This is a genomic window from Ruegeria sp. ABD4_443 (genome assembly GCF_056160865.1).
On record NZ_JBSWYA010000007.1, the window covers coordinates 17,858 to 43,082 of the forward strand.

The following is a 25,225-nucleotide window of genomic DNA, read 5'->3' on the forward strand; positions in this document are numbered from 1 at the left end:
GCCGCCTGACCGGCGCGTTGGGGGTTCAGCCCGCCGGTTTGTCATCCTCCAGGTAGTACCGGATGTTGTCTTCAAAGCTGTCATCGGCGGTCAACCCCAGCTTCAGCGCCTTTTCGGGGCGCAGGTCAAAACGCCAGCCCTTGACGATGCGTTGAATCTCGGGCTGCTCCTCCCAGCGGATCAGCTGCGTCGGGGCGGGTCCGGCCACGGCGGTCATCGCGTCGATCAACTGCCGGATGGTCCACATACGCCCCGGCATCATCATACAGCGGTTCTGACCCAGGTCCTGGGCGTCGATTTCCGCCCCTTTGACCAGGTTTTCCACGCATTTGCGCGGCGACAGGTAGTAATGTGGAAAGTCCTCGTCGACCGGACAGATGGCCTCTTGCCCGTTGAGCGGTTCGCGCAGGATCGACGACATGAAGCTTGACGCGGCCCTGTTCGGTTTGCCGGGCCGGACCGAAATGGTCGGCAGGCGGAACCCGCGCCCGTCAACATACCCTTTGCGGGAAAAATCATTCAACAACAGTTCGCCAATGGCCTTTTGCGCCCCATACGATGTTTGCGGATTCAGAAAGCTGTGATCGGTGATCGGGTCGGGGACCTCGCCTCCGTAGACGGCGATTGAAGACGAAAACACGATGACCGGCTTGGTGCCCAGCTGCCTTGCATGCTGAAACACGTTCAGGGTGCCCATCATGTTGATCGTCATGCCTGCATCGAAATCCTCTTCGGCGTGGGCTGAAACGATCGCGGCCAGCAGATAGACCACGTCGGTGTCTTTGGTCAGGCAAGCGGCGACCGAGGCCGGGTCAGTGATGTTGCAAGTCACACAATTCACAGGAACCCCGGCGTCCGGGATCGGGGCCGGGTTGACGATATCGGCCAGGATGATCCGACTGATCTGCTGCCCGCGCAAGGTGCCGCGCGCCGCCAGTGACCGGCCAAGTTTCTGACCGATGACGCCGCCGCCTCCGATGATCAGTATGTTCATACCTTCGCTCCGTTTGATGTGGTGGCTTCGAAAATGCCCCGAGCCAGGGCGCCGTGTTCCTGAATGACCTGCGCGGCCAGCGACATCGCCCCGGCGGCCGCTTCGTCCGGGCGTTTGCCCAGGGCAAGGCCCGACACGAACCCTGCGCCAAAGCTGTCTCCGGCCGCTGTTGTGTCGACCGGTTGCGCGACCCTTTCCGCTGGGACGGTCCGCGCCCCACCCTGGGCGTCCCAAAGCATCAGGTCCCCGCCCGAGTTCTTGACGGCCACCACCTTTGCGCCGCGGCCCCGGTACCGGTCGACGGTGTCTTCGGGTGTGGTGTCGCCGAACAATGTGACCTCTTCATCGAAGGATGGCAGAACGATATCGGCCGATGCGGCCCCAAGGCGCATACCCGCCTGCATTTGCGCCTGGCTTTCCCAAAGGCGCGGGCGCAGGTTGGTGTCAAAGGCGACGGTTGCGCCTTGCGACCGTGCTTCCTGCAGTAGGTCGCACAAAAGGCTACGGTGTTCCGGTGGCAGGATCGCCAGTGTTATGCCCGAGAAATAAAGCACACTGTCTTGGGGTTGATCCAGGATCGCGGCCCGCAGCCATTGCGCATCATCGGCCAGCTTCCGGGCCGCGGATGCGTCGCGCCAGTACGAGAAACTGCGTTCGCCGTCTTCTACCGAGATCATGTAAAGCCCAACGGTCCGATCCGGGACCGGTCTCAGGTATCGGGTGTCGATCCCCTCGGCGCTGATAAAGCTGGCCATTTCCTGCGATACTGAATCGGTGCCGATGGCGCTGAGATACCCGACCGTCCAGCCCTGCGGCAGCAGGCGGCGGGCATACCACGCCGTGTTGAACGTGTCGCCGGCAAAGCCTCGGCGGTACAGGTTATCTCCTGCCTGCGCGAGCTCGACCATGCATTCACCGATGGGAAGAAACCGTTTCATTGTGCCACTTTCAGTTCAGGCGCGGGGTTCTGGGGCAGAACCTTGCCGGGGTTGAGTATGTTGTTGGGGTCAAAACTGGCCTTGAGGATGCGCATATAGCTTAGCGCGGCCCCATGTTCAGCGGCCATGAATTTCTGCTTGCCCAGACCCACGCCATGTTCGCCGGACACGGTTCCGCCAAGACGCAGGGCCGTTTCGGCCAGGGCCGTGGTAAAGGCCTCGGCGCGGCGCATCTCGTCGGGGTCTTCGGGGTTCACGCTGACGCCTGCGTGGAAGTTTCCGTCGCCGACATGGCCGACGATTGTCGAGGTCAGGCCAAGCCGCCTGGCCTCGTTTTGGGCCTGAAGGACCGCCTCGGCCAGGCGCGAGATCGGAACGCAGACATCGGTCGGCCAGATATGCCCGCTTTGCCCAAGCGCGGCCGAGGCATAATGCGCCGAATGACGCATGAGCCACAGCGCATTGCGGTCTTCCTGCCGCTGGGCGGTCTGCCAGCCTAGGGCACCGAACCCGTCAGCGATATCGGCAAACGAGCGCGCCTGTTCGGCCACGCCGTCGGGGGTGCCGTGAAATTCCAGGAACAAATGCGGGACCGGGGGCAGGTCGGATTTGGAATAGATGTTGAACCCCCGGACCATCATCTCGTCCAGCAACTCGATCCGGGCCATGGGCAGGCCCGATTGTATGGTCAGGATCACGCAATTCACCGCGTCTTCGACGGTGGGAAACCGACAGGTGGCGGCCGTGATCGCCTCGGGGGTGCCATGCAGGCGCAAGGTCAGTTCGGTAATGATGCCCAGCGTCCCTTCGGACCCGATCAGCAGATGTGTCAAATCATATCCGGTTGCGGATTTGCGCGCCTGGCTGCCGGTGCGCATGACCGTGCCGTCGGCCATGACCGCCTCAAGCGCCAGAACATTCTCGCGCATTGTGCCATAGCGGACCGCGGTGGTGCCCGAGGCACGGGTGGCGGCCATTCCGCCAATGCTGGCATCGGCGCCGGGATCGACCGGGAAAAACAGCCCCGTGGCGCGCAAATCCTCGTTCAGGCGCTTGCGCGAAATGCCCGGCTGCACAACGGCGTTAAGGTCTTCGGAATTGACCGAAAGAACCCGGTTCATGTCGCGCAGGTCCAGGCTGATCCCGCCGCTGACGGCCAGGTGTTGCCCTTCAAGAGAGCTGGCCGCGCCATAGGCCGTGACCGGGCACAGCTCTTCGTTGCAGATGCGCAGGATCGCCGACACATCCTGGGTGCAATCCGGATAGGCAACCGCGTCGGGCGGCGTCACCGGAAAATATGTCTCGTTCTGTCCGTGCAGGTCGCGATCGGCCTGCGACAGCGACAGCTTGGGGCCCAGCAGCTGTGCAAGCCTGGAAATGGCGCGTTCGATGCTCATCCCCGCCCCCAGCGCAGCGCCAACGGGTCACGTGGCCGCAACAGCTCAGGCAGCATGGCCCGTGTGTCGGGGTGCAGCGGAGGGATAGGGTCGCGGCAGAAATCCGACGCGATGACGCCACCTTTGACCATCGCGGCCTGACGGCGACCGGCCAGGAAAACCCGGACAACCGGCCCGATCAGGTCCGGGATCATCGCCGATGTCATCGTTCCGGTTGCGCCCGCATCCAGGTCTGCCAGCAAGGTGATCGCTTCTTCGCCGTCAAAGGGGCCGTCGATATCCGCGCCGCCCTGATCGATCACGCAATCCAGAACGCGCTGCATTCCCGGGAAATCAACCGTGCCGTCCGGGTCGAACGGGGTGGGGGCAACCGGCCGGATGCCGGAATAGTGTGTCTGGGTCATTTCATGTCCTGGTACGTGGGTTCAATGGGTGCAGCAAGGGCACGCCGGGGCGGCCGCGGTCTGGGTCCGCGCCATTCATGGCGAGCCACGCGCCGCAGACCACAGGGCAAGTGCGACGACGCCAAGCATGGACAGGGCCATCAGGATGTTGATCCTGCGCTGCGTCCGGTCGGGCAGGTTCAGCCGGTGCAGGGACACGCCCGCCCAGAGCCACCCCAGATGTATCGGAATCCAGATCGCGTTCATGATCGCTGCCTTCGTGATCATTTCGAAGGCAAAATTGCTCGGGGCAAAGCTGAACCCCGTGATCAGCGATGTATTGACCGCATAGGCCTTGGGGTTGATGGCCTGCAACAGGATGCCGCCGGTGACGCCCGGCGGTGTCTTGGCTTCCATGAAGGCCACCTTTGCCCCGGCAAAGGCGATACGCATGGCAAGGTAAAGCAGATAGGCGACGGACCCGGCCATCAGCACGTTGCGCAGCCACGGAACCGACAGGATCACCGCGGCAAGCCCCGTGATCACGGCCAGCATCACAAGGTTCGTTCCGATGAACAGACCCAGGACATACCGAAGGGACGGACGAAACCCATACGCGGCGCCGAACCCTGCGGTTGTCATCACACCGGGGCCGGGGGTGATGATCAGAAAGCAAACGGCTGCGGCATAGGTGAGCATTGCCCAAACTCCAATTGCACCTTCATGGCGCGGCTGCGGTCCGATGCGACATCAAAAGCGCGTGCAAAGTGGGTCAGCGGAAAGCTGTGGGTGACAAGCTGGTCGACAACGATCAGCCCTTTGCGCATCAGGGATACCGCAACCGCAAATTCCTCGTGAAAACGGAACGATCCTGCCAGCGAGATTTCCTTTGCCGTGATCTGCATCATCGGCAGGGACATGTCACCGGACAGGCCCAGCTGGACAATTCTGGCCTTGGGGCGCAGGGCCGGGATTGCCGCGCGCAGGGCGGCCTCGGCCCCGGAACATTCGAACAGGATGTCCATACATCCCTTGTCATCGGTATAGGGCGCCAATGCCTCGGGGTTGGAGGCGGTATCCAGTGTGACATCCGCCCCGGCGATATGGGCAAATTTCAATACGTTCGGCGCAATGTCGGTAGCAACGATTTCGCCCGCCCCGGCCCGGCGCGCGGCCAGGATCGTCAGGATGCCGATCGGGCCGCACCCCGTGACCAGCACACGGCGCCCCAACATCTGGCCTGCCTGCCGCACCGCATGCAGGGCAACCGCAAGCGGTTCGGCCATCGCGGCCTGTGCCGGGTCAAGCCCCTGCGCCGAAACACATTGGCTGACACTGACCACCAGTTCCTCGCGAAAGGCGCCCTGGATATGCGGAAACGGCATGGCGGACCCATAAAACCGCATCTCAAGGCAGTGATTGGGCAGGCCGCGCAGGCATTCGGCGCAGGCACCACAGGGTCGCGACGGGGAAACCGCAACCAATTCGCCGGGGCTCAGCCCGGTGACACCGGGCCCTATGGCGGAAACATGGCCCGCGACCTCGTGGCCAAGGATCATGGGCTCGCGCAAGCGGACTGACCCGAACCCGCCATGCAGGTAATAATGCAGGTCCGATCCGCAGATGCCGCCGCGCGCCAGCGTTACGGACACCTCGCCGGGGCCGGGCGGTCGGGGGGCGTGCTCGCCCAGGCGCAAGTCCCGCGCCGCATGTGCAAATAGCGCCTTCAAGCTGGTTCCTCCTGCCGCGTCCGGGGTTTCCCTTGCATCCACCCTGAAATGGTATACCATTTTTATCAAGTCGCGTTTGGTCGGGAATGTCAACTCCCGCGGACCTTGCAAGTGGGAGGAGAGATGGAGCTCTTTGATTTGAGTGGCCGCCGGGCATTGGTGACCGGTTCGTCGATGGGAATTGGCTTTGCGCTGGCGCGTGGGCTGGCACGGGCGCAGGCCAGCGTTGTATTGAATGCCCGTAACGCCGAGCGGCTGGAAGCCGCAGCCGAGCAGCTGCGCGCCGAGGGGGCGCAGGTTGAAACCCTGGCCTTTGACGTGACCGACCCCGAAGCGGCGCGTGCGGCAATCGACAGTCTGGAAGACCGGGGCGTGGCCGTTGATATCCTTGTCAACAACGCCGGTATGCAGCACCGTGAGCCGCTTGAAGATTACCCCCCCGAGATCTTTGATCGCCTGATGCGGACCAATGTCAATTCGGCGTTTTACGTTGGCCAGGCCGCCGCGCGGCACATGATCGGGCGGGGCAAGGGAAAGATCATCAATATTGCAAGCGTCCAAAGCGCGCTGGCGCGGCCCGGCATCGCCCCCTACACCACGTCGAAAGGGGCAATTACCAACCTGACCAAGGGCATGGCCACGGATTGGGCCGGCAAGGGGCTGAACTGCAATGCGATTGCGCCGGGGTATTTTGATACACCCCTCAACGCCGCATTGGTCAGTGACCCCGAGTTTTCGGCCTGGCTGGAAAAGCGGACACCGCAAGGACGGTGGGGCCAGATTGATGAACTGGTCGGTGCATGCGTTTTCCTGGCGTCCGATGCCGCCAGTTTTGTCAACGGCCACACATTGTTCGTGGATGGCGGTATCACTGCAAGCCTGTGAAGCGGAGGAAAAGTCATGAGCAATAAACCCGTTGTCGGATTTATCGGTGTTGGCCTGATGGGGCATGGCATGGCCAAGAACATCCTCTTGGGTGGTTATGAGCTGTGGGTGAAAGGCAATGTCAACCGCACCCCGGTGGACAGCTTGCTGGCCAAAGGCGCAAACGAGGCTGCAACCCCTCGGGAAATGGCGGAAAAATGCGATGTCATTCACATCTGCCTGTCGAACAGCCCCCAGGTCGAAGCCGTGTTCAACGGACCGGACGGCATCCTGGCCGGTGCCCGCAACGGGTTGATCGTTGTGGACACGACCACCGCCGACCCGACCTCGACCCTTGCTTTGGCCCGGGCGCTTGCAGACCGGGGCGGCGCGCTGGTTGACGCCCCGCTTGGGCGCACGCCGAAAGAGGCTGAAGAGGGCGCGCTGGACGCCATGGTCGGTGCCGAGCCAGAGGTTCTGGAAAAGGTGCGCCCGGTGCTGGATTGCTGGGCCGGGACGGTTACGCATATGGGGCCGGTCGGAAACGGCCATAAAATGAAGCTGCTGATGAACTTCATCTCGATGAGCTATGGCGCCCTGTATTCCGAGGCCACCGTTCTGGCCGCCAAGATCGGGATTTCTCCGGCCCAATTGCGCGAGGTTATCGCGCCCAGTCGCATGGGATGCGGGTTCTTTGACACGTTTATGAACTATGTCGTCGATCGAAATCGTGACGCGCATAAATTCGCAATTGCGAACGCGGCGAAAGACCTCAGATACGTGAACGCCATGGCGACGGATGCCGGTGCCATGAATGTCATGGCCTCGGCTGCGCGGCACTATTATGCCCATGCCGAAGCCATTGGCGCGGGGCAGGATTATGTTCCGATGCTGTCGGATCACGTCGGGCGGCTGAACGGGCTGGACATGGACAAGGAAACCGGATCATGACCGCGCAAACGGTTTTGTGATTTCCGGGGCCCGACCTGCCGCGTGACCGAAACGAGTGTCGGGCCGCATGCGGAATGCACTTGCATTTGGTATACCAAATGGGAATGGTGTCGAAATAGCCAAAAAACCGGGACGCGTCCCGGCTGCCAATTGAGGGGGAGGAAAAAATGTCCGACACGCGCGCGCACAAGAGGTTCCGTTCGCAGGAATGGTTCGACAACCCCAACAATCCCGGAATGACCGCCCTTTATGTCGAGCGTTACCAGAACCAGGAATTCACGCGCGACGAATTGCAGGGGGGCAAGCCGATCATCGGCATCGCGCAGACGGGCAGCGACCTGGCGCCTTGCAACAAGATCCATGTTTTCCTGATGGACCGGATCAAGGCAGGGATACGTGAGGCAGGCGGAATTCCGATGGAGTTTCCGGTGCACCCGATCCAGGAAACCGGCAAACGGCCAACGGCCGCTCTGGACCGGAACCTTGCCTATCTCGGGCTGGTCGAAGTGCTGCATGGCTATCCGATTGACGGGGTGGTGCTGACGACCGGTTGCGACAAGACCACGCCGGCAATGCTTATGGGCGCGGCCACCGTGGACCTGCCCGCGATTGCCCTGAATGGCGGCCCGATGCTTGACGGGTGGTGGAAAGGCCAGCGGGCCGGGTCGGGCATGATCGTCTGGGAAAGCCGTCGTCTTCTGGCTGCGGGCGAGATCGACTATGATGAATTCATGAGCCGGGTGTGTTCCTCGGCGCCGTCGCTGGGTCATTGCAACACGATGGGCACCGCAAGCACGATGAACGCCATGGCCGAAGCGCTTGGGATGAGCCTGACGGGCAATTCGGCCATTCCAGCCCCGTTTCGCGAACGCATGGCGATGGCCTATGAGACTGGAAAGCGCATCGTGCAAATGGTGCATGACGATCTCAAACCGTCGGACATCCTGACGCGCGAAGCGTTCGAGAATGCGATTGTCGTGAATGCCGCAATCGGCGGGTCGACCAACGCTCCGCCGCATCTGCAGGCCGTGGCGCGCCATATCGGCGTTGAACTGAATGTTCGCGATTGGGAAGAAATCGGCTTTGATGTCCCTCTGATGGTCAATATGCAACCCGCAGGCGCATACCTGGGCGAAAGCTTCTTTCGCGCGGGGGGCGTGCCAGCCGTGATGGGTGAGCTCAGAAAGGCGGGCCGTCTGCACGATGGGGCGATGACCGCAACCGGCGACACCATGGGTGCGAACCTGGAGGGCTGGCAAAGCCAGGACCTGGATGTCATCACGACCTACGATGCGCCGCTGCGGGACAATGCCGGGTTCAAAGTGCTGTCTGGCAATCTGTTTGACAGCGCGCTGATGAAAACCAGCGTGATATCTGACGATTTCAGGGCCCGGTTCCTGTCTGAACCCGGAAACGAAGGTGTTTTCGAGGCCAAGGCCGTCGTGTTCGAAGGCCCCGAAGATTACCATGACCGGATCAACGATGCCGATCTGAATATCGACGAACGCACCATCCTTTTCATTCGCGGCGTGGGCTGTGTCGGGTATCCCGGCTCGGCCGAAGTGGTGAACATGCAGCCGCCAGATGCGATTATCCGTCAGGGTATCAACCATTTGCCAACGGTCGGGGACGGGCGGCAATCGGGCACATCCGAAAGCCCCTCTATTCTGAACGCGAGCCCGGAATCTGTGGTGGGCGGCGGACTGGCGCATCTGCGAAATGGCGATATGGTTCGGCTGGACCTGAACAATTCGACCATGAACGCAATGGTCGAGGCCAATGAATGGCAGGCCCGTATCGACGCGTGGACCCCGCCCGAGATTGTCAGCCAGACCCCCTGGCAGGAAATCTACCGCCAGCATGTCGGGCAACTGGCCGATGGCGGATGCCTAGAACTGGCGACAGCCTATCAGAAAACGCGCACCGCGTTGCCGCGCGACAACCACTGATTTTTGCGCGGCGGGCTTTGCCCGATTGGCGCGCAGGGAGGAAAGCAATGACCAAGAGCATTATTATTACCGGCGCCGGGCGCGGCGTTGGCAAGGCAACGGCCCTGGCGTTCCTGTCGGCGGGGTGGCGCGTTGGGTTGATCGGGCGCAACGCCGCGGCGCTGGAAGAGGTCGCCAATGGCAGGCCCGAGGCGCTGGCTTTGCCATGCGACGTCACCGATAGCGCCGCGGTCGAGGCTGTGTTTGACCACGCCATGGATGCTTGGGGGCGGCTGGACGCACTGTTCAACAATGCAGGTGTCACGCTGAAAGGCGCCCCAATCGACGAACTCGATGTCGCGGCGTGGCGCGAACTGATCGACATCAACGTGACAGGGTCGTTCATTTGTGCCCGCACGGCCTTTGCCCGGATGCGGGGCCAGGACCCTCAGGGCGGGCGGATCATCAACAACGGGTCGGTTTCGGCATACGTGCCGCGCTGGGGTTCGGCGGCCTATACGACCTCGAAACACGCGATTACCGGGCTGACACGGACGATCAGCCTGGATGGCCGTCCGTTCAACATCGCCTGTGGTCAGATCGACATTGGCAACGCGCTGACCGATATGGCGCAATCGATGACGACGGGCATGCCGCAGGCAGATGGATCAATCAAGGTCGAGCCGGTCATGGACGTGCAGCATGTGGCCGATTCCGTGCTGCATATGGCCTCTTTGCCGCTTGAGGCAAATGTTCAGTTCATGACCGTGATGGCCACGAATATGCCATATATCGGTCGGGGCTAGGCTGGCAGATCAGACCGGCCCGTACGCTGCCTGATCAGGGTTGTTTCCGTTTTGAATGTTAAGCGGGGCTAAAGAACTCTTTAAGTATTTTGACTTGTCGCGCGCGCGCCCTGATGGTGGTCTGGCATCAGGCAGAGCCCGGCCGGGCTCTGCGTCATGCCAGGGGGGGGGAACGGTTTGTCAGACGGGATCGAAAATACCGGCGCGAATGTCAGCCTGCAGCGGCGGGCCTGGGCGATCCGCCGCAATGCGCTGCGCATGGGCGAGGTCCAGGGCCAGGGATATATCGGTCAGGCGCTGGGCGTTGCAGATGTCCTGGCCGTCAGCTTTTTCCACGCTTTGCGATTTCGCCCGCAAGACCCGGAATGGGACGGGCGCGACCGGTTTTACCTGTCGATCGGGCATTATGCGATTGCCCTTTATGCGGCGCTGATCGAGGCGGGCGTGTTGCCCGAAGACGAGATTGAAACCTATGGGATGGATGACAGTCGCATGCCGATGTCGGGCATGGCGGCCTATACCCCCGGAATGGAAATCACCGGCGGCTCGCTTGGGCATGGTCTGGGCATCGCCGTCGGGGCCGCGCTGGGCCTGAAGCGCAAGGCGAACCCGGCCTTTGTCTATAACATGCTATCGGATGGGGAACTGGGCGAAGGATCGACCTGGGAGGCGGTGATGTCAGCGGTCCAGTGGAAACTGGACAACCTGATCGCTATCGTGGACTTCAACAACCAGCAGGCCGACGGCCCAACGCGGGCGGCGCTGGCCACCGAACCGGGCACCGAAGCGGCCAAATGGCAGGCCTTTGGCTGGTTCGCACAAGAGGTGGACGGCAACGATCTGCAGGCGCTGGTTCGGGCGTTTGATGCCGCGCGCGCGCATCCCGCACCGGCCCCCAGGGTGATCATATGCAACACGATGATGTGCAAGGGCGTGCCGTTTCTGGAAACCCGTGACAAGACGCATTTCATCCGGGTCGAGGCCGACGAATGGGCCAAGGCCCTGAACCATCTGGACGCAGAGGTGCCGCTATGACCCCGTCAATGTCGCGCCGCAAGGGCAAGTACACGCCGCGCAAGGCCCCGGACCAAAAACTGGCGACCAGCGCCATGATCGCCTCGCTGGATGCCGAAGGGCGCAGCACGATCGACGCACCATTCGGGCACGCGCTGACCGATCTTGCCAAAAGGCGCGAGGATATCGTTGGCCTGTCCGCGGATTTGTCGAAATACACCGACCTGCATGTTTTTGCGAATGCACATCCGGACCGGTTCTACCAGATGGGTATGGCCGAGGCCCTGCTGATGTCCGCAGCGGCCGGACTGGCCCGCGAAGGGTTCGTGCCCTTTGCCACCACTTACGCTGTATTTGCCTCGCGCAGGGCCTATGACTTTATCTGCATGGCGATTGCCGAGGAAAGCCTGCCGGTCAAGATATGCTGCGCCTTGCCCGGTCTGACGACGGGCTATGGGCCCAGCCACCAGGCGACCGAGGATCTTGCGATCATGCGCGGGATGCCGAACCTCACCGTCATCGACCCTTGTGACGCCACCGAGATTGCACAGGCCACGCATGCCATCGCCGATACGCCGGGTCCGGTCTATATGCGCCTGCTGCGGGGCAAGGTGCCTGATGTGTTGGGGGAATACGGGTACAGGTTCGAACTGGGCAAGGCTAAGACCATCATTGACGGATCGGATGTCCTTTTCATCTCGACGGGGTTCATGACCATGAGAACGCTCGATGCGGCTGCTGCGCTGGCGCGGGACAATGTCTCGTGCGGGGTTCTGCATGTGCCGACCATCAAGCCGCTGGATACCCAAACCGTTCTGGCCGAAGCGCAGAAAGGGGGCCGGTTGGTCGTCACCGCCGAAAACCACTCGGTCACCGGCGGGCTGGGCGAGGCCGTGGCGGCTGCGCTGATGCGATCCGGCGCTTTTGTGCCGTTTCGGCAGATCGGGTTGCCGGACGAGTTTTTGGACGCGGGCGCGTTGCCGACATTGCATGATCAGTACGGGTTGTCCGTCGACAGCATCGTTTCCCGCGTCAAGACCTGGTTGGAGGATTGAGGATGTCGCGCGCGGCGATAATCGGACTGGGTGCGATGGGGCAGGGCATGGCGCGCAACATTCTTGCAGCCGGGATTGCAATGAAGGGGTTCGACCTGTCCCAAACGGCCCGCGCCCGCTTTGGGCAAGCCGGGGGTGTCGCGGCGGAAACAGCGGCCCAAGCGGCGGCCGGGTGCGATCTGTTGCTGGTCATGGTTGCGACGGCCGAACAGGCCCACGAGGCCTTGTTTGGTTCGGGCGCAGCGGCTGCTGCGCTGGCCTCTGATGCGGTGGTTCTGTTGTGTTCAACCGTTGCCCCCGCAAGCGCCCGGAACATCGCGGCCCGCTTGCAGGATATGGGCCATCAAATGATCGACGCGCCGGTTTCGGGCGGGCAGGTCGGTGCGGATGCCGGGACGCTCACGGTGATGGCGTCCGGCCCAGAGGACGCGTTCCTGCGCGCCGACCCCTTGCTGGCGGCGGTGTCGGATACCGTCTACCGGCTTGGCTCCGAACCCGGTCTGGGCGCCACCTACAAGGTCGTTCATCAACTGGCGGCTGGCGTTCATCTGGTTGCCGCTGCCGAGTTGATGGCGCTTGGGGTCAAGGCAGGGTGCGAGGCGCAGACCTTGTATGAAATCGTCAGCGGCGCTGCGGGCAACAGTTGGATGTTCAGCGACCGCGCCCCGCGCATGATGCAGGCCGACCCCGAGGTTACATCGACCATCGACATATTCATCAAGGATGTCGGGCTGGTACTGGAGGCCGGACAGGACGCAGGCGCACCGTTGCCGATGGCAGAGGCCGCCTTCGCCGTTCTGCGCCAGGCGGGCGATATGGGGCTGGGGGCCTGTGACGACAGCGAGGTGGTCCGCGTCTATGAGGCCCAGACCGCCCGGCCCGTAAACGTAACGCCAAGTGACAAGGATACGCCAAATGGGACTTCTTGAGGGGCAAACAGCCGTCATTACCGGGGCGGCCAGCCCGCGCGGGCTGGGCCGCGCAACGGCAGAGCTGTTCGCCGAACACGGCTGCCGCGTGGCGATCCTGGATCTGGATGCACGCCAGGCCGAAGAAACCGCCGCCGAGATCGGCCCCGCGCATATTGGGCTGGCTTGTGACGTGACACGCAAACCCGATTGCGACAACGCGGTTGCTGCGGTGCTTGGTGCGTTTGGACAGGTCGATATCCTGGTCAACAACGCGGGCATCACGCAGCCGCTCAGGATCATGGACATTACGCATGAAAACTATGACGCGGTGCTGGATGTAAATCTGCTGGGGACGTTGAACATGAGCCAGGCGGTGATCCCCCATATGCGCGGCCGCAAAAGCGGCAAGCTGGTCAACATGTCCTCGGTTTCGGCGCAGCGCGGCGGCGGGATTTTTGGCGGGCCGCATTATTCGGCGGCCAAGGCGGGCATTCTGGGGCTGACCAAGGCAATGGCGCGCGAACTTGCACCTGATGGCATCCGGTCCAACGCCATCTGCCCCGGCTTCATCGCAACGGACATAACCGCAGGAAAACTGACGCCCGAAATGAAAGCGGGGATCGTCGAGGGCATTCCGATGGGGCGGGCCGGTCGGGCCTCGGATGTGGCAGGTTGCGCGTTGTTTCTGGCGTCGGACTTGTCGGCCTATGTCACCGGGTCCGAGGTTGACGTGAATGGCGGGTCGTTGATTCACTGAATTCGTGGTATGCGCATCTTAGGAATAACGCGCCTCTTTTTGATCTGTCCGGCAAGACGGCCCCGGTTGCCGGTCGTCACCGTAGAAGACGGCTGGATGGGGCGCTAGGTACCATCTCCAAAGGACCCTCACATGCCCAAGATCAAGGATATCCGTGTCCGCCTGTTCAACATTCCGCTGGACGAGGTGCTTAGTGACGCCAAGCATGGCGATCACACCTTTTTCCAGCTGGTGACCGCGACGGTGACGCTGGAGGACGGGTCTGAGGGGACCGGCTATACCTACACGGGCGGCAAGGGCGGGCACGCGATTGCGGCGATGATCGAACATGATCTCGTGCCATTCCTGATCGGCAAGGACGCGCGGGACGTCGAGGCGCTGTATGATGCAATGGGCTGGCATGTGCATTACGTGGCGCGCGGCGGCGTCGCGTCCTTTGCCATTTCGGCTGTCGATATCGCGCTGTGGGACCTGCGGTGCCGGGCGCTTGGGCAGCCGCTTTGGCAGGTGGCGGGCGGGGCGGGCGCGACCTGCAAGGCCTATGCGGGCGGGATCGACCTGAACTTTCCGCTGCCCAAATTGCTTGACTCCATCCGGGGCTACCTTGCGCGTGGTTTCAACGGCATCAAGATCAAGATCGGGCAACCGACGCTTGCGGAAGACGTCGAAAGAGTGCGGGCAGTGCGTGACCTAATCGGCCCCGATATCACCTTTATGGTGGATGCGAATTACGCGCTGAGCGTCGAACAGGCGATCCGGGCCGCGCAGGCCTTTGCGCCTTATGACATCTGTTGGTTCGAAGAGCCGACAATCCCCGACGATTACAGGGGCAATGGCCGAATTGCCCGACACAGCGACATCCCCCTGGCGATGGGCGAGAACCTGCATACCATCCACGAATTCGAGATGGCGTTGCGGGACTCGCAACTGGGGTTCATCCAGCCTGATGCCTCGAATTGCGGCGGTATCACCGGGTGGTTGCAGGTGGCCGCGCTGGCGCGCGAACATGGCGTTCCGGTTTGCAGCCACGGGATGCAGGAATTGCATGTCAGCCTGGTGGCCTCGCAACCGCATGGCGGGTGGCTGGAGGTGCATTCCTTTCCGATTGACCGCTATACCAAACGCCCCATTGTCGTGCGCGACCATCTGGCCGTTGCCCCCGATACACCGGGTGTCGGAGTGTCCTTTGACTGGGACGCGCTGCAGCGGGTGCATCTGGAAACACCCGGATAAAGACGCGTGCGGGTCAGGCGGGTTCGGGGGCAATATCCCTGGTAGACAGGCCATGCCGGGTCAAAAGCCGGGAAAGCGATTGGTCGTGGTCGGCTGCTTGTTCGTGCTGCCAGTCCAGAAACAGGCGCACCGCCCGGCGTTTCAGGTGCCGGGTCGGGCACAGCGCCCAATAGGCCGGAAACCGCAGAACCGGCAGGTCCGGCGTAACAGGGACCAGCCGCCCCGCCGTGACCTCGGGCAGGGCAAGCGCCAGCGTTTCCAGAACGATCCCAACGCCGTCCAATGCCAGTTGCAGCGCCATCGAAGACCGGTCCATCAGGATCGATTTGCGGTTGCTGCGCGTTGTTATGCCGGTCTCAAGCAACCATCTGTCCCATTGGCACAAGGCCCGCGCGCTGTCGATCAACCGCGCGGCGTCAAGCAATTCGGTCCCTGCCGCCTGGGCGGGCAGTCGCGACAAGTATTCGGGGCTGCACAGCGGCAGGACATGGTCGTGCAACACGGCCTGCGCATGAAACCCGCCCCAATGGTCCAGGCCCTGACCGCTGCCATAGCGAATATCAAGGTCCATGACTTCGCGGTCAAAATCGGTGGGGTCAGGGGCCGCATCTATCCTGAGGTCCCAATCCGGGTGCCGCGCTATGAAATCATGCAAACGCGGGCCAAGCCAGCGGACGCCGAAACTGGGCGAGACCCGCAGGTTGAGCCGCCGGGACTCGCGCGTTTGCCCAAGATTGCCCTGCGCATCCCGCAGCATCCCCAACGAGGCCGAGGATGCCTGAAACAGCTGTTCGCCTTCAAGCGTCAGGCTCAGCCTGCGCCCCTCGCGCCGGAAAAGACGCACGCCCAGCGTCTGCTCCAGCAATTTGATCTGCTGGCTGACCGCAGAGGGGGACACCGAAAGCTCTTCGGCCGCGCGTGTCACGGTGCCCCGCCGCGCCACGGTTTCGAAATGCAGGTAAGCATTGAGGTTCAGCGGGCGGGCCATCTGTACGATCTGTGATTCAGCTGGCCGCCACCGCAGTTTGTTTCTGCGACCCCAACCCCACGACCTCAAGCTCGATCTCGTCGCCAGGGTTCAGAAAGCGCTGCGGCGTCATGCCCAGGCCAACACCCGAGGGCGTGCCGGTGGCGATCACGTCACCGGGCATGAGTTTCATGAAGCGGCTCATGTAGGAAACGATCTGGGCAACCGAGAAGATCATGTCGTCAGTATTCGAATCCTGCACCACCTCGCCGTTGATCGAAAGCCACAGGCGCAGGTTCTGTGGGTCGGGAACCTCGTCCGTTGTCACGAGCCAGGGGCCTGTGGGGCCGAATGTGGGGGCCGATTTTCCCTTGATCCACTGGCCGCCCATCTCGGCCTGAAAGGCGCGTTCGGAAACATCGTTGATCGTGCAATATCCGGCGACACAGCCCAGGGCCTCGGCTTCTGAGACATAAAGTGTCTCTTTGCCTATGACCACGCCCAGTTCGACCTCCCAATCGGTCTTGGCCGAGTTGCGCGGGATCTCGACGGCGTCGAACGGGCCGCTCAGCGATGATGTGGCCTTGGAAAACAGGATTGGTTCCGCAGGCGGGGTCGCCCCTGTTTCGGCGGCATGTTTGGCGTAGTTCAGGCCAACGCAAAAGAAGTTCGGAACCGAGGCAAGGCAGGCACCGATGCGGCCCGGGTTTTCGACGACCGGCAGGCTGTCGATGTCGATTGCGCGCAATTGTTCGATGCGCTCCAGCGACACGCCCCGGCCTTCGAAATCCGAACCGGACAAGGCGCGGACGTTGCCGTCGGAATCAAGGATGCCGGGCTTTTCTGCGCCAGCGGGACCATATCTGAGTAGCTTCATGTCGATACCGTTTTGTTGTCATGGGGGTTTGCGGCCGCGTTTGTCTCGGCTTCGATCACCTCGCGGATGTCGTCCGCCAGGTGCCACAGGTGGTTTTCGATTGCGTCGCGCACCGCTTTGGGGTCACGCGCCCGCAGCCCGTCCACGATCCGGCTGTGTTCGGTGACAACGCGTTCGCGGTTGCGCCGCTGGCTGGCGGCGATATAGCGCGCGCGCCAGAGCTTTTGCAGGAAACTGCAATGGGTCTGCGCCAGGGCCGCGTTGCGGGATGCCTCGGCAATAGCGGTGTGAAAGGACATGTCGATTTCAAACATGTCCAGTGGATCGGTCGTATCGAATTCGCGCGCCATGACGTCGACGATACTGGCGATATGGTCAATTTCCGCGTCCGAGGCGTTTTGACAGGCCAGTTCCGCCGACAGTTTCTCCAGGGCGATGAGAACCTGCGCCTGATCCGAAACTTCCTTGTAGCTTGGCTGCGCGACGATCGGGCTGCGCGATGGGCGCAACTGCACCAGACCTTCCTTGGCCAGGATGCGAATGGCCTCGCGCATGGGGGTGCGGCTGACGCCCATTTCCGCCGCGTTGTCACGTTCCTTTATCGAAGTCCCCGGCGGCAGTTTGCCCCGCAAGATGTCCCGCCGGATCTGGTTGGCAATTTGTTCGGCCAGTATTTCTTCAGTCATGGGTGGGGGCTTTCCAGGGTGAGCAGGGATGTCCTTGGCGATAGACTGTTCGGTTTTTGGGCGCAACATGCAGTTATTCAACTTTGGTATACCAAAACTTGTTGCCAGTCACTGGGAATCTCGTTAGCGTTTTCGACGATGGTATACCATCTGAATGGCGCTCGGGAGGAATTGCGCCAGCAAACCGGTGACCCAAGCAGGTCGCCATGGGAGGAGAATAATATGAACCTGAAAACACTTTTCGTGACGGTTGGTGCAACCGCCATGCTGGCCGCTGCTGCGTCGGCTGATCCGGTTACCCTGCGTGTGCAGACGCATTATGCGACCGAACACCCGACCGGCAAACAGCTTGCCATCTGGGCCGATGATGTTCAGACCATGTCGGGCGGCGATATCACGATCGAGATGTTCTATTCGTCGTCGGTTGTTGCAACAACCGAAACCTTTGACGCGGCGATCAACGGTATCGTGGATTGCGACGCCACCGGTGGTGCATACCAAACCGGCAAGAACCCGGCGTTCCAGTTCGTTGGCGACATCATGGGCGGTTATGAGACCCCGTGGCAGCAATATTCGTGGCTGTATTACGGTGACGGCTACGGCGCCGCGCAAGAGCTGTACAATGCGCAGAACATGCAGCTTGTCGGCTGGGCCATCTATGGCCAGGAATCGCTGTCTTCCTCGGCGCCGATTGCCGGTCTTGAGGATCTGAAAGGCTGGAAGTTCCGGTCCCCTCCGGGCATGGAAACCGAGATCTTCGAAAAGCTGGGCGCATCGCCCATCGTGATGGATTTCACCGAGATCTTTACCGCGCTTGAAACCGGCATCATCGACGGCGCGGACGCATCGGGCCTTTATAACAACGTGGGCCTTGGTCTTTACGACATCGTCAAGCACGCGACATATCCTGGTTTCCATTCGATGCCGTCGGATCACCTGGCCTGTAACCTGGATGTCTGGAACGGCCTGACGGACCAACAGCGCCGGATCATCGACACCGCCTGGCAAAAGCTGGCCTTCCAGATCGCCCTGTCGAATGGCAAGAACAACACGGCTGCCGCGTCCGAGCTGGAAGCCGCAGGTGTGACCTTGCATGAATGGTCGCCCGAAGACCGCGCCGCCTTCCGCGCGGCCGCGCAGGCGACCTGGGACGACTGGGGCACCCGTTCCCCCGAGGCCGGTTCGATCCTTGCAAGCCACAAGAACTATATGAAGCAGCTTGGTCTGATCGACTGATTTGCACGCGTAACGCGCTTTGAAAACCTGATGAGCCCCGGCGGGGGGCTCATCACGCCGAAACGAGCAATAATCGCGGCAAAAACCCAAGATCGATCGGGAGGACGGGCATGGAACAGGACAGTGTCTGGCTAGGGGGCCTCAGGCAACCCGTACGGCTTTTGATGCTGGCATCAACGGGGGCGTTGGCGCTGCTATATGCGTGGCTGGTCATCAGCGCGATGATTTCGGAAGACGCGATTGGCATGCATGAAATGATCCGCCCGACCGGCCGACCGCTTGTCTGGGCGACACTGACGGCCCTTGGCGCTTCAATCCTGTTTTCGTCGCTTTACCTGTCGGATTTCCGCGGTTCCATCGAGATCGAGCCTCACGGTTTCTTCGACATCCTGTCTTTGATCACCTCGCGCATGGCGATGATCCTGACGGCGCTTATCGTGATCGTCATGTTCTACGAGGTGGTGTCGCGCTATGTCTTTTCGCGGCCCACGCTGTGGGCCAATGAACTCAGCCTGTGGATCGCGGCCTTTGTCTTTCTGTTTGCGGGTCAATACGCAATGCAGCAGCGCAGCCATATCCGCATCTATGTCATCTATGACATCATGCCCCGGTGGATGCAAAAGACCGCCGACGTCCTGTCGGTTCTGCTGATCGTAGGGTTTACCTTTGCGCTGGTCTGGGGGAACTTTGCCGATGCCCAACGCAGGTTCCTGCGTCTTGAAACCTTTGGCACCGCGTGGGACCCGCCAATCCCCGGCATCGTCAAGCCGGTGATATTGCTGATTATCATCCTGGTCACATTACAGGCCGTTTCCAACCTGATTGCTGATTGGAACAAGAAGCCTGAACATCACTCTCCGCTCGATGAGATCGACGAGACGGAAATCGAAAACATCAAAAAGACCCTTGGAGAGTGAGATGGAGTTCCTTGAACTGTTTTCCTGGATGAAGGTCGACGATATCGCGACCCTGTCCATCCTGCTGCTTCTTGGCATGTTCGCCCTTCTGGCCATCGGCATGCCGCTTGGCTTTGCCTCGGCCTTTCTCGCCGTGGCAGTCATTGTCATGAAATTCGGCCCCGAGATGGCCTTTGGCCGGTTCGGCAGCGGACCCCTGTCGGTGCTGGCGCAGGCGGTTTATCGGCAAATGACGAATTACGTGCTGATATCTGTGCCGTTGTTCATCTTCATGGCCTCGCTGCTGGAAAGATCGGGCATTGCGCGCGACATGTACAACTCGCTCAACCAATGGCTCAGCCGCACCCGTGGCGGGATTGCCATTGTCACCTCGATCATGGCGGTGATCATGGCGGCGATGTCCGGGATCATCGGCGGCGAGGTGGTGCTGTTGGGCCTGATTGCCTTGCCGCAGATGCTGCGCCTTGGGTATAATCAGAACCTGGCCATCGGTACCATTTGCGCCAGCGGGTCGCTTGGCACGATGATCCCGCCCTCGATCGTTCTGATCTTTTACGGGCTGGTGACCGAAACCTCGATCAAGGCGCTGTTCACCGCGTCCTTCCTGCCCGGCTTCATGCTGGCATCGTTCTTCATTCTCTATATCGTTATCCGCACCAACATGAACCCGTCGCTTGCGCCCTTGCCCGAAGAGGACCCGGACGCGCCGAAGGGCAAGGAAAAGTTCCTGATGTTCGTGGGCTTTCTGTCGCGCTTTGGCTTGTGGGCGCTGGGCGTTCTGATCCTGCGCAACCTGTTCTTCACCTTCACCGGGCAGAACACCGTGCAGGAAGGGGTCGACCCGATTGCCCTGGGTATGGTCTCGGACCTGCCCTGGCTGATCGGCGCGATGGCCCTGGCGGGTGTTCTTGTCTTCGTGATCGGAAAAGAACGGGTGAATACCGGCTGGGAAATGGGCAAGGGCCTGATCGCGCCCATCATCGTTATCGGCGTTGTATTGGGCTCGATCTACATGGGGATAACGGGCATCACCGAAGCCGCCGGAATGGGCGTCGTGGCGGTGTTTACCATCGGGTTGATCCGGCGCGAGATGACCTTTGAGATCGTGTGGGACAGCCTGATGCGGACGCTGAAATCCACCGGTACGATCATCTGGGTCACCATCGGCGCCGCGGCGCTTGCGGCGGCTTATACCCTGGCTGGCGGGCCGACCTATGTGGCCAACATGATCGTCGCGGCGGAACTGCCGACAATGGGCATCATTCTGGTGATGATGCTGATATTCCTGATCATGGGCATGTTCATGGACTGGGTCGGTATCGTGCTGTTGATCATGCCGGTCTTCCTTCCGATCGTGCTGAAGCTGCCGGTGCAGGAGATCGGCATATTCGGAGAGCTCAATCCGCGCCACGTCGCGATTTGGTTCGGCGTGGTGTTCTGTATGAACATGCAGGTCAGCTTCCTCAGCCCGCCATTCGGGCCGGCGGCGTTCTATCTCAAGTCGGTAGCCCCGCCTCATATCTCGCTGACCGCGATCTTCCGGGGGTTCCTGCCGTTCATCGTGTTGCAGTTGCTTGCGCTAAGCGTTCTGCTGATCTGGCCGCCGATTATTTCCATCTTCCTTTGACGGGAAGACAATGGTTGCATCCCGAAAGGGCGGGGGATCTCGCCCTTTCGTCAATACGGAAACGCTATGGTTCAGCTTCCCCAGGCCCACATGAACGCGCCCTGCCTACCTGATATGATTTTCTGCCCGACCGATATGGTGGCGCAATGAGGGCACAGGTGCCCATTGCGGTCATTGGGGGCGGCAGCATCGGGTTGCGCCACGCGACCCAGGCGATGGGCAACACGGCGGTGCACCTGACCGCAGTGGTCGAGCCTGATGCCAACCGCCGGGCTGAACTGCGGGCGCTTGGGGCTCCGGCGGTGGCCGGAATGGACGATGTGCCCGCGTCGACCCGGGCCGCCGTTGTGGCGACCCCGACCACAGCGCATTTTGCCTGCGCCCAAGCGGCAATCGACATGGGGTGGGCGGTGTTGGTCGAGAAACCCCTGACCCATTCGCTGACCGAGGCCGCGCTTTTGTGCGATGCGGCCGAACAAAACGACCTTCCGCTGTTCACCGGACACCACCGACGTTGCCACCCGACTATTATCGAGGCGCGCGCCATGCTTCCCCGGATCGGCGATCTTGTCGGCCTGAACGGGGTTTGGGCGCTGCGCAAGCATGATACCTATTTCGACACGGCGTGGCGACGGCAGCAGGGCGCCGGGCCGGTCATGACCAACCTAAGCCACGAGATCGACCTGTTGCGGTTCCTTGCTGGCGAGATCACCGCAGTGTCGGCTCTGACCTCAAACGCTCGCAGGGGGTTGCCGGTCGAGGATACTGCGGCGATTTCGTTTCGTTTTGCGTGCGGCGCTTTGGGGACGTTCCTGATTTCCGACGCGGGCGCCTCGCCCTGGGCGTTCGAGGCCACGACCGGTGAGAACCCGGCAATCGCGGCATCCGGTCAGGACGCGCTGCAGGTAATCGGCACGCGTGGGGCGATATCCTGCCCGTCGATGACCCTGTGGTCGGGGGATGGAACCGGAGCGGTCGACTGGCGCGCACCCCTGCGCCCAACACCGGGCCCACCGGCGCCTGTGGTCGATCCGATCAACGAACAACTGACGCGCTTTGCGCAGGCCGTCGCAGGCGAAAGTAAGCCATTGTTGGCAACGGGCCGGGATGGCATGGCGACGCTTGCGGTGACGCAGGCGGTTTTGACATCCGCCAGCAGCGGTCGTGTCGAACAGGTGCCGGTCGCATGATGCGCGCCGGCGACAGTCTGAAATGCGGCCTGATCGGGAAGAACCTTGGCCAAAGCCGGTTCGCCGACGGGTTGGACATGATGTGCCGGGCGCATGGGCTGGGTCTTGAGTTCCAGTTGATTGACGACGCGGTCAGCCGGGTCGACCTGGCCGAAACCCTTGAGCGGTGTCGCAACGCAGGCTGGGCCGGGGCAAGCGTGACGCACCCGTTCAAGCAACAGGCGGCAACGTGGCTGGGGCCGGGTCTAGACGCCCCAGTCAGGAAATTGGGGGCCTGCAACCTGGTGACTTTTTCGGGCAGCGGACCGGGCGGTGCCAACACCGACTATTCCGGGTTCCTGTCCGCCTGGCGCGACAAGATGGCGGATGCCGCGCCGGGCCGCGTGGCCATGGCGGGTGCGGGTGGTGTGGCCTGCGCAATCGGGCACGCCCTGTCCCGCCTTGGGGCCGCCGAGATCGTGATCTGGGATCGCGATCCGGCCTTGGCCCAGGCCTTGGCCGGATCAATCGGCGCGACGGCGCGCGCTGTTCGGATCGAAGCGGCAGAAGATGCCGTGGCCGCAGCCGACGGTTTGGTCAACGCGACTCCGCTTGGGATGCACGCCTATCCGGGCACGGCCATATCGGTGCCGCTGCAGACCAGACCGGTCTGGGCATTCGATGCGGTCTATACGCCCGTTGAGACACAGTTCGTTCAGGCTGCCCGCGGGGCTGGTGCGGCGGTCATTACCGGCTTTGACCTGTTTCGGCACATGGTGTTGCAAAGTTTTGAGACCTATACGGGGCTGGTTCCCGACACCCGCGCAGGTCTTGCCAGATTGAATGACTTGAAACCAGAAAAGGGGTGACGCGATGGACCGTCCCACAATTGGATTTATCGGTTTGGGCCTGATGGGCCGGGCCATGGTGGAATGCCTGCAAAAGGCGGAATACCCGGTGATCGTGCTGGGAAACCGCGACCGCACCGGCGTCGACGAGGCGGTGTCGCGTGGCGGGCACGAGGCCACAAACGCGCGGTCCCTGACCGAGGATTGCGACATTGTCATGCTGTGTGTCGGCACCTCTGATCAGGTCGAAAGCCGCGTCTACGGCGATGACGGGATACTGGCGGGGGTCCGCTCCGGGCAGGTCGTTATCGACTTTGGCACGTCGCTGCCGGCCTCGACCCTGAAAATCGGCGCCGATCTGGAGGGCAAGGGGGGCATCTATCTTGATGCGCCGCTGGGCCGGACGCCAGCACATGCCAAGGACGGGTTGCTCAACATCATGTGTGCCGGTGACGCGGAGGCTTATCAGAAAGTTAAGCCGGTGCTCGAAACGCTGGGCGAGAACGTGTTCCACCTGGGCAAGCTGGGCAACGGCCACACGATCAAGCTGATCAACAACTTTTTCGGCATGACAACCGTTTGCGCGATGTCCGAGGCGTTTGCCATTGCTGACGCGGCCGGTATCGAACGGGACGCGCTGTATGGCGTGATGGCGGCCGGGCCGAACTTTTCGCCCATGATCGAATTCGTTCGCAACTATGCGGTCGAGGGCAATATCGACCTGTTGTTCTCGGTCGCCAACGGTTCAAAGGATGTCGGCTATTACCAGCAGATGACGCGCGACCTGGGTCTGAACAGCCGCATGTCAGGGTCAGCCGACGCCACCCTGCGCGAAGCGCGCGATGCAGGTGACGGCGGGCTGATGGTGCCGCAGATGGTGGACTGGCTGTCCCGGCATCTGGACAAAAAACCGCAATGACGCCTTGTGGCCGGACCTTTGGCAGGACGCCAGCAGACCCCGCAGGGACCGTCTGCTGATGGCCGTTCGCCCGCGCGAGGAACGGACGGGCGCCGGTGTCGCCATGATGTTGCTGGCGGTGATCTTTTTCACCGGCATCGACACCAGCGCCAAATGGCTGAGCATTGCCGGTCTGCCGGTTCTGCAGATCGTGTTCGTGCGATATGCGGGCCATTTTGTCTTTGCCAATCTCGTCTACCTCCCGCAGGAGGGGGGTTCGGCTTATCGGTCCAACGCGCCGCTGAAACAGTTCTTTCGGTCGGTGTTTTTGTTTTGTGGCACGGTCCTTAACTTTTATGCCCTGAAATACCTGCCGATCACCGTCACGACGACAATTGCCTTTGCCGGTCCGATCGTGGTGACGTTGCTGGCGATCCCGATCCTGGGCGAAAAGGTCGGCATCCGCAGGGTCGTTGCGGTCTGTGTCGGATTTCTGGGCGTTGTCGTCGTGGTACAGCCATGGGGCGGCGAATTTCACCCGGCGATGCTGCTGTGCCTGGGGACACTTTTTCTGGCGTCTATGTATTTCATCATGACCCGGATGCTGGCCGGGGTCGAAACCATCGCCACACAGCAAATATGGCTGAGCGGCCTGGGTACGCTGGCCCTTGCGCCCTTTGGACTGTCGGCTTGGGTATGGCCTCAGGACGCGCTGACCTGGCTGGTTTTGCTTGGCATCGGTGTGTTCGGCCTGTTTGGCCACATCTGGGCCACCATCGCCCACCGGTGGGCCGATGCGTCGATCCTGGCCCCGCTGATCTATAGCCAGGTGTTCTGGGCCGCCCTTGTCGGCGTGGCGATTTTCGGCACCTGGCCGACACCCTGGACGCTGGCCGGTGGCGCGATCATCATCGCATCCGGGCTTTATATCTGGCGCCGGGAATTGGCAAAGGGCGCGCAGGCGCGGTAATTCCCGGTCTCAGACAGGCTGGGCCGGTGCTACTTGCTGGACACTGATCCCGGCCGAAACTACCGTATT

The 25,225-nt window shown here is 61.9% G+C and carries 25 protein-coding genes; 16 read left to right on the plus strand and 9 right to left on the minus strand.

From position 1 onward, the window contains the following. Positions 1-25: 25 nt before the first annotated feature. The 6 genes from denD to ACXAG8_RS13985 form a co-directional block, all read right to left on the minus strand. Positions 26-994, minus strand: a complete 969-nt coding sequence (gene denD, locus ACXAG8_RS13960) for a D-erythronate dehydrogenase (protein WP_475226812.1) — start codon at positions 992-994, stop codon at positions 26-28. Then, the gene (locus ACXAG8_RS13965; RefSeq protein ID WP_475226815.1) at positions 991-1,932 is read right to left on the minus strand and encodes a sugar kinase; all 942 of its coding nucleotides are present in this window, start codon (positions 1,930-1,932) and stop codon (positions 991-993) included. The genes denD and ACXAG8_RS13965 overlap by 4 nt, the downstream gene beginning before the upstream one ends. Continuing rightward, entirely contained in the window at positions 1,929-3,329 is a 1,401-nt protein-coding gene (locus tag ACXAG8_RS13970) for an FAD-binding oxidoreductase (RefSeq protein ID WP_475226819.1), read from the minus strand. The genes ACXAG8_RS13965 and ACXAG8_RS13970 overlap by 4 nt, the downstream gene beginning before the upstream one ends. Continuing rightward, on the minus strand, positions 3,326-3,733 hold the full coding sequence (locus tag ACXAG8_RS13975) for a hypothetical protein (protein ID WP_475226822.1): 408 nt from the start codon (positions 3,731-3,733) through the stop codon (positions 3,326-3,328). Before ACXAG8_RS13975 ends, ACXAG8_RS13970 begins: the two co-directional genes overlap by 4 nt. A gap of 75 nt (positions 3,734-3,808) precedes the next feature. Further along, entirely contained in the window at positions 3,809-4,411 is a 603-nt protein-coding gene (locus ACXAG8_RS13980; protein ID WP_475226826.1) for a LysE family translocator, read from the minus strand. Further along, positions 4,378-5,442, minus strand: a complete 1,065-nt coding sequence (locus tag ACXAG8_RS13985) for an L-idonate 5-dehydrogenase (protein ID WP_475226829.1) — start codon at positions 5,440-5,442, stop codon at positions 4,378-4,380. The genes ACXAG8_RS13980 and ACXAG8_RS13985 overlap by 34 nt, the downstream gene beginning before the upstream one ends. Before the next feature lie 123 nt (positions 5,443-5,565). On the opposite strand from ACXAG8_RS13985, the gene ACXAG8_RS13990 reads away from it, so the two are divergent. The 9 genes from ACXAG8_RS13990 to ACXAG8_RS14030 all read left to right on the plus strand — a co-directional run bounded on the left by ACXAG8_RS13990 (position 5,566) and on the right by ACXAG8_RS14030 (position 14,961). Beyond that, entirely contained in the window at positions 5,566-6,327 is a 762-nt protein-coding gene (locus tag ACXAG8_RS13990) for an SDR family oxidoreductase (RefSeq protein WP_475226832.1), read from the plus strand. Between the two features lie 15 nt (positions 6,328-6,342). Further along, positions 6,343-7,257: an NAD(P)-dependent oxidoreductase gene (locus ACXAG8_RS13995; RefSeq protein WP_475226835.1), complete on the plus strand. Its 915-nt coding sequence runs from the start codon at positions 6,343-6,345 to the stop codon at positions 7,255-7,257. 167 nt (positions 7,258-7,424) lie between these two features. After that, positions 7,425-9,206 (plus strand): IlvD/Edd family dehydratase, encoded by a 1,782-nt coding sequence (locus tag ACXAG8_RS14000; protein ID WP_475226838.1) that lies wholly within the window; start codon positions 7,425-7,427, stop codon positions 9,204-9,206. A gap of 47 nt (positions 9,207-9,253) precedes the next feature. Continuing rightward, complete coding sequence (locus tag ACXAG8_RS14005; RefSeq protein ID WP_475226842.1) at positions 9,254-9,991, plus strand: SDR family oxidoreductase; 738 nt, start codon at positions 9,254-9,256, stop codon at positions 9,989-9,991. A 177-nt stretch (positions 9,992-10,168) separates the two neighbouring features. Continuing rightward, the gene (locus ACXAG8_RS14010; protein WP_475226845.1) at positions 10,169-11,026 is read left to right on the plus strand and encodes a transketolase; all 858 of its coding nucleotides are present in this window, start codon (positions 10,169-10,171) and stop codon (positions 11,024-11,026) included. Next, a complete protein-coding gene (locus ACXAG8_RS14015; RefSeq protein ID WP_475226848.1) occupies positions 11,023-12,060 on the plus strand; it encodes a transketolase family protein in 1,038 nt (345 codons plus the stop codon). Before ACXAG8_RS14010 ends, ACXAG8_RS14015 begins: the two co-directional genes overlap by 4 nt. Before the next feature lie 2 nt (positions 12,061-12,062). Beyond that, positions 12,063-12,989, plus strand: coding sequence for an NAD(P)-dependent oxidoreductase (locus tag ACXAG8_RS14020; RefSeq protein WP_475226851.1), 927 nt, complete (start codon positions 12,063-12,065; stop codon positions 12,987-12,989). Continuing rightward, positions 12,976-13,728: an SDR family NAD(P)-dependent oxidoreductase gene (locus tag ACXAG8_RS14025; RefSeq protein WP_475226855.1), complete on the plus strand. Its 753-nt coding sequence runs from the start codon at positions 12,976-12,978 to the stop codon at positions 13,726-13,728. The genes ACXAG8_RS14020 and ACXAG8_RS14025 overlap by 14 nt, the downstream gene beginning before the upstream one ends. A 132-nt stretch (positions 13,729-13,860) precedes the next feature. Continuing rightward, a complete protein-coding gene (locus ACXAG8_RS14030) occupies positions 13,861-14,961 on the plus strand; it encodes a mandelate racemase/muconate lactonizing enzyme family protein (protein ID WP_475226859.1) in 1,101 nt (366 codons plus the stop codon). 13 nt (positions 14,962-14,974) lie between these two features. Here the strand turns inward: ACXAG8_RS14030 and ACXAG8_RS14035 are convergent, their stop codons facing one another. The 3 genes from ACXAG8_RS14035 to ACXAG8_RS14045 are packed head-to-tail and all read right to left on the minus strand — an operon-like array spanning position 14,975 to position 17,491. After that, a complete protein-coding gene (locus ACXAG8_RS14035) occupies positions 14,975-15,949 on the minus strand; it encodes a LysR substrate-binding domain-containing protein (RefSeq protein ID WP_475226862.1) in 975 nt (324 codons plus the stop codon). Between the two features lie 16 nt (positions 15,950-15,965). Continuing rightward, positions 15,966-16,805 (minus strand): fumarylacetoacetate hydrolase family protein, encoded by an 840-nt coding sequence (locus ACXAG8_RS14040; protein WP_475226866.1) that lies wholly within the window; start codon positions 16,803-16,805, stop codon positions 15,966-15,968. Further along, positions 16,802-17,491 carry a GntR family transcriptional regulator gene (locus ACXAG8_RS14045; RefSeq protein WP_475226869.1) on the minus strand — a complete coding sequence of 230 codons (690 nt, stop codon included), beginning with the start codon at positions 17,489-17,491 and terminating at the stop codon, positions 16,802-16,804. The genes ACXAG8_RS14040 and ACXAG8_RS14045 overlap by 4 nt, the downstream gene beginning before the upstream one ends. A gap of 222 nt (positions 17,492-17,713) precedes the next feature. On the opposite strand from ACXAG8_RS14045, the gene ACXAG8_RS14050 reads away from it, so the two are divergent. The 7 genes from ACXAG8_RS14050 (at position 17,714) to ACXAG8_RS14080 (ending at position 25,156) form a co-directional block, all read left to right on the plus strand. Continuing rightward, a complete protein-coding gene (locus ACXAG8_RS14050) occupies positions 17,714-18,727 on the plus strand; it encodes a TRAP transporter substrate-binding protein (RefSeq protein WP_475226873.1) in 1,014 nt (337 codons plus the stop codon). 110 nt (positions 18,728-18,837) lie between these two features. Beyond that, positions 18,838-19,644 (plus strand): TRAP transporter small permease subunit, encoded by an 807-nt coding sequence (locus ACXAG8_RS14055; RefSeq protein WP_475226876.1) that lies wholly within the window; start codon positions 18,838-18,840, stop codon positions 19,642-19,644. Position 19,645: 1 nt separating this feature from the next. Continuing rightward, positions 19,646-21,271, plus strand: a complete 1,626-nt coding sequence (locus ACXAG8_RS14060) for a TRAP transporter large permease (protein WP_475226879.1) — start codon at positions 19,646-19,648, stop codon at positions 21,269-21,271. 146 nt (positions 21,272-21,417) lie between these two features. Continuing rightward, positions 21,418-22,461: a Gfo/Idh/MocA family protein gene (locus ACXAG8_RS14065; RefSeq protein WP_475226884.1), complete on the plus strand. Its 1,044-nt coding sequence runs from the start codon at positions 21,418-21,420 to the stop codon at positions 22,459-22,461. Beyond that, on the plus strand, positions 22,458-23,309 hold the full coding sequence (locus ACXAG8_RS14070; RefSeq protein ID WP_475226891.1) for a shikimate dehydrogenase family protein: 852 nt from the start codon (positions 22,458-22,460) through the stop codon (positions 23,307-23,309). The genes ACXAG8_RS14065 and ACXAG8_RS14070 overlap by 4 nt, the downstream gene beginning before the upstream one ends. 4 nt (positions 23,310-23,313) lie before the next feature. Beyond that, on the plus strand, positions 23,314-24,207 hold the full coding sequence (locus ACXAG8_RS14075) for an NAD(P)-dependent oxidoreductase (RefSeq protein ID WP_475226894.1): 894 nt from the start codon (positions 23,314-23,316) through the stop codon (positions 24,205-24,207). A gap of 58 nt (positions 24,208-24,265) precedes the next feature. Beyond that, the gene (locus ACXAG8_RS14080; protein ID WP_475226897.1) at positions 24,266-25,156 is read left to right on the plus strand and encodes a DMT family transporter; all 891 of its coding nucleotides are present in this window, start codon (positions 24,266-24,268) and stop codon (positions 25,154-25,156) included. Positions 25,157-25,225: the final 69 nt, after the last annotated feature.

What these genes read in the sequence shown, in the direction of transcription:
- ACXAG8_RS14050 (WP_475226873.1), top strand. Translation starts at nt 17,714, where the DNA reads ATGAACCTGAAAACACTTTTCGTGACGGTTGGTGCAACCGCCATGCTG.
- ACXAG8_RS13970 (WP_475226819.1), bottom strand. Translation starts at nt 3,329, where the DNA reads ATGAGCATCGAACGCGCCATTTCCAGGCTTGCACAGCTGCTGGGCCCC.
- ACXAG8_RS14015 (WP_475226848.1), top strand. Translation starts at nt 11,023, where the DNA reads ATGACCCCGTCAATGTCGCGCCGCAAGGGCAAGTACACGCCGCGCAAG.
- ACXAG8_RS14020 (WP_475226851.1), top strand. Translation starts at nt 12,063, where the DNA reads ATGTCGCGCGCGGCGATAATCGGACTGGGTGCGATGGGGCAGGGCATG.
- ACXAG8_RS13980 (WP_475226826.1), bottom strand. Translation starts at nt 4,411, where the DNA reads ATGCTCACCTATGCCGCAGCCGTTTGCTTTCTGATCATCACCCCCGGC.
- ACXAG8_RS14060 (WP_475226879.1), top strand. Translation starts at nt 19,646, where the DNA reads ATGGAGTTCCTTGAACTGTTTTCCTGGATGAAGGTCGACGATATCGCG.
- ACXAG8_RS13995 (WP_475226835.1), top strand. Translation starts at nt 6,343, where the DNA reads ATGAGCAATAAACCCGTTGTCGGATTTATCGGTGTTGGCCTGATGGGG.
- ACXAG8_RS14045 (WP_475226869.1), bottom strand. Translation starts at nt 17,491, where the DNA reads ATGACTGAAGAAATACTGGCCGAACAAATTGCCAACCAGATCCGGCGG.
- ACXAG8_RS14080 (WP_475226897.1), top strand. Translation starts at nt 24,266, where the DNA reads ATGGCCGTTCGCCCGCGCGAGGAACGGACGGGCGCCGGTGTCGCCATG.
- denD (WP_475226812.1), bottom strand. Translation starts at nt 994, where the DNA reads ATGAACATACTGATCATCGGAGGCGGCGGCGTCATCGGTCAGAAACTT.
- ACXAG8_RS14005 (WP_475226842.1), top strand. Translation starts at nt 9,254, where the DNA reads ATGACCAAGAGCATTATTATTACCGGCGCCGGGCGCGGCGTTGGCAAG.
- ACXAG8_RS13965 (WP_475226815.1), bottom strand. Translation starts at nt 1,932, where the DNA reads ATGAAACGGTTTCTTCCCATCGGTGAATGCATGGTCGAGCTCGCGCAG.
- ACXAG8_RS14075 (WP_475226894.1), top strand. Translation starts at nt 23,314, where the DNA reads ATGGACCGTCCCACAATTGGATTTATCGGTTTGGGCCTGATGGGCCGG.
- ACXAG8_RS14065 (WP_475226884.1), top strand. Translation starts at nt 21,418, where the DNA reads ATGAGGGCACAGGTGCCCATTGCGGTCATTGGGGGCGGCAGCATCGGG.
- ACXAG8_RS14000 (WP_475226838.1), top strand. Translation starts at nt 7,425, where the DNA reads ATGTCCGACACGCGCGCGCACAAGAGGTTCCGTTCGCAGGAATGGTTC.
- ACXAG8_RS13990 (WP_475226832.1), top strand. Translation starts at nt 5,566, where the DNA reads ATGGAGCTCTTTGATTTGAGTGGCCGCCGGGCATTGGTGACCGGTTCG.
- ACXAG8_RS14025 (WP_475226855.1), top strand. Translation starts at nt 12,976, where the DNA reads ATGGGACTTCTTGAGGGGCAAACAGCCGTCATTACCGGGGCGGCCAGC.
- ACXAG8_RS14070 (WP_475226891.1), top strand. Translation starts at nt 22,458, where the DNA reads ATGATGCGCGCCGGCGACAGTCTGAAATGCGGCCTGATCGGGAAGAAC.
- ACXAG8_RS14030 (WP_475226859.1), top strand. Translation starts at nt 13,861, where the DNA reads ATGCCCAAGATCAAGGATATCCGTGTCCGCCTGTTCAACATTCCGCTG.
- ACXAG8_RS13975 (WP_475226822.1), bottom strand. Translation starts at nt 3,733, where the DNA reads ATGACCCAGACACACTATTCCGGCATCCGGCCGGTTGCCCCCACCCCG.
- ACXAG8_RS14040 (WP_475226866.1), bottom strand. Translation starts at nt 16,805, where the DNA reads ATGAAGCTACTCAGATATGGTCCCGCTGGCGCAGAAAAGCCCGGCATC.
- ACXAG8_RS14055 (WP_475226876.1), top strand. Translation starts at nt 18,838, where the DNA reads ATGGAACAGGACAGTGTCTGGCTAGGGGGCCTCAGGCAACCCGTACGG.
- ACXAG8_RS14035 (WP_475226862.1), bottom strand. Translation starts at nt 15,949, where the DNA reads ATGGCCCGCCCGCTGAACCTCAATGCTTACCTGCATTTCGAAACCGTG.